Annotated in this window: 3 protein-coding genes and 1 pseudogene; all 4 read right to left on the reverse strand. The window is 70.6% G+C overall.

The window, feature by feature from the left end; translation table 11 throughout:
* Nucleotides 1-10 precede the first annotated feature (10 nt).
* Nucleotides 11-448: an SRPBCC family protein gene (locus AC2VOK_RS05180; RefSeq protein WP_421528676.1), complete on the reverse strand. Its 438-nt coding sequence runs from the start codon at nucleotides 446-448 to the stop codon at nucleotides 11-13.
* A gap of 13 nt (nucleotides 449-461) precedes the next feature.
* The gene (locus AC2VOK_RS05185) at nucleotides 462-926 is read right to left on the reverse strand and encodes an acyl-CoA thioesterase (RefSeq protein WP_428899530.1); all 465 of its coding nucleotides are present in this window, start codon (nucleotides 924-926) and stop codon (nucleotides 462-464) included.
* Between the two features lie 158 nt (nucleotides 927-1084).
* Nucleotides 1085-2029 carry an alpha/beta hydrolase gene (locus AC2VOK_RS05190; protein WP_428899531.1) on the reverse strand — a complete coding sequence of 315 codons (945 nt, stop codon included), beginning with the start codon at nucleotides 2027-2029 and terminating at the stop codon, nucleotides 1085-1087.
* Between the two features lie 121 nt (nucleotides 2030-2150).
* Nucleotides 2151-2391, reverse strand: a pseudogene (locus AC2VOK_RS05195) (hypothetical protein); the annotation flags it as partial.

The following is a 2391-nucleotide window of genomic DNA, read 5'->3' on the forward strand; positions in this document are numbered from 1 at the left end:
GAATTCGAGATCAAGCGGACAGTTGTTCGGCGCGCTGCTTGAGGTTGTCGGCGAGATGGTCGAGGACGGTGTTGAGCAGTTGCTTGACCATGGGCACGGGGATCGGCATCGAGGTCTCGACGTCCATGTCGACCGTCAGCAGGCTCGACGCCCCAGTCTCCACCACGCTGAACAGCTGCTCCTGCTTGGAGAAGAGGTCGCCCTGCTGCAGCACCGTCTGGATCTGGTTCTCCCCCGGATAGTAGACAGCCTGGATGAAGGTGCTCTCCATGCCCTGCACCTCGGTGTCGAGCCGCAGCTGGCTGGGCCGCCCATCGTCGTAGCGGGCGAGCACCCACAGGCCCCGGATTCCCTCGTTCCACTCCGGGTACCGCTCGAAATCGCCGACGATGGCCATGATCGCCGCGGCGCCGGCGCCGACTTCGACCGTCTTGCTCAGAACTGGCATGGACAAAGCATATCTATTGGCCCACATGGGCCGTCGACAGCAGCGCGCGGATCGGGCCGGGAATCGGCACCGGCTTGCGGGTGTCCCGGTCGACGTAGACGTGCACCCAGTGGCCCAGCGCAGTGATCGGCCGGGCATCTCCTTGACCGTCGTCCGTTCGGAACAACCCCAGCCGGTAGGTGACGCTGCTGTTGCCGAGCCGCGTCACCGCCACGCCTACCGCCAGGCTTTCGGGGAAGGCCAGCTCGGACAGGTAGCGGCAGCCCGACTCGGCGACGATGCCCAGCGCGGGCGTGGTGATCGGGTCGAGGCCGGTGCTGGTGTTGATCCAGGCGTTGATCGCGGTGTCGAAAAGCTGGTAGTAGACCGCGTTGTTGAGGTGGCCGAACATGTCGTTGTCGGCCCACCGGGTGCCCACCGGCCACAACACCGGGAAGTCGTCGCTGGTGAGCCCCTCCGGTGCGGGCGGAATTGCCATGGGTTGATTCCAGCACGGCCCCGCCACCTCGGGCGCAGGGGCGCGACCGGTTAGGCGTGCGACTCGTCGCGGCGGTGGCCGTCGTCGGTGCGCACCGTGGTCACCGATTGCTGCGCCGGCCGTCACGCCCGCGCAGAGGCTTGGGTCCTGCGCGGAGGTCACCGCGCCGGCCCCGCAGCGCCGCGCAGCGCAGTGGACAAGGAGTGCCCCTGCAGCGCGAACAGAAACTCGGAGACCGCCCAGTCAGGCAGCAGCGAGTCGAAGCCGTGGCAGGTGCGCGGAAACACGTGCAACTCGGCCGAGACTCCGGCGCGCAGCAGCGTCAGCGCGTAGTCGACGGCCTCGTCGCGGAACGGGTCGATCTCCGCGCAGGTGATCAACGCCGGAGCCAGACCGTCGAACCGGCCGCGGCGGGCCGGCACGGTGGCCGCCGAACCGGTGGCCGGGCCCAGATAGTGGCGCCACATCAGGTCGGCGGCCTCGCTGTCGAAGGCCGGGCTCGTGGTGAACTCGGCTTTGGAAGCCGTCGATCGGTCGTCCAGCACCGGCTGGTGCAGCAGCTGGAACGCGACCGGCGGCAGCGACCCGTCGGCCGCGCCGTGCGCCAGGCAGGCGGCCAGAGTGGCCCCGGCGCTGCTGCCGGCGACGGCCAGGCGCGCCGGGTCGACGCCGAGTCGCGCGGCGTCGTTTGCGACCCAGCGCAGCACGGCGCTCGCGTCGTCGAAGGCGGCGGGGTAGGGGTGCTCCGGGGCCAGCCGGTAGTCCACCGAGACCACCGTGCAGCTGGCGCGACGGGCGAGTTCCAGACACTGGCGCTGGTCGGTGTCCAGGTTGCCCAGCGCGAAGCCTCCGGCGTGACAGTAGACGACCGCCGGCCCCGGCCCGCCGCGGTAGATCCGTACCGGCACCGGCCCGGTCGCCGCCGGTACGGCGTCGTCGACGACCCGGACGCCCCGCGCATCGGTCAGCTCGGCGGCCAGGCGGCGCCGCTGGTTGAACGGCTCGCGGATGAGTTCGATTGCGAACGGGGAGAAATCGGTACGCGTGGTGGCGACGGCACGCAGGGCGGGGTCGAGCCGGTCGGCCCCGGCCAATTCCGTCATCGGGACGCCCCGCCCGCTGACGTGGCTGTGCCGGCGGGGGCGGGGGCGGGGGCGTCGAAGCGTGAGCAGCCTGGCTTGAACCTGCGGGTCATCCCCCAGAAGCTACGCGCGCTGCGCAGGGTCAGCGTGCCCGCACCTGCGCGTTGCCGACCGCCTTTTCGAGCAGTCGCAGGGGTCCGCCGCGGCTCCGTGGCTTCCACCGGGCGCCCAGCAGGCGCATCATCGGCTGGTAGGCGCCGTTGGACATTTCGGTGAGGCTCGCGCCGCGCCCGCGGCCCAGCGCGAGGGTCTTGCACAGGGAGTGCAGCGTGTGGCCGTAGTACCTCTTCATCGCTCGAGCCGGACCAGCTGCGGCTCGGCCG

It is taken from the genome of Mycobacterium sp. TH-M116 (assembly GCF_057473685.1).

Coding starts and splice junctions, on each gene's coding strand:
- AC2VOK_RS05185 (WP_428899530.1), bottom strand. CDS start 926: ATGGCAATTCCGCCCGCACCGGAGGGGCTCACCAGCGACGACTTCCCG.
- AC2VOK_RS05180 (WP_421528676.1), bottom strand. CDS start 448: ATGCCAGTTCTGAGCAAGACGGTCGAAGTCGGCGCCGGCGCCGCGGCG.
- AC2VOK_RS05190 (WP_428899531.1), bottom strand. CDS start 2,029: ATGACGGAATTGGCCGGGGCCGACCGGCTCGACCCCGCCCTGCGTGCC.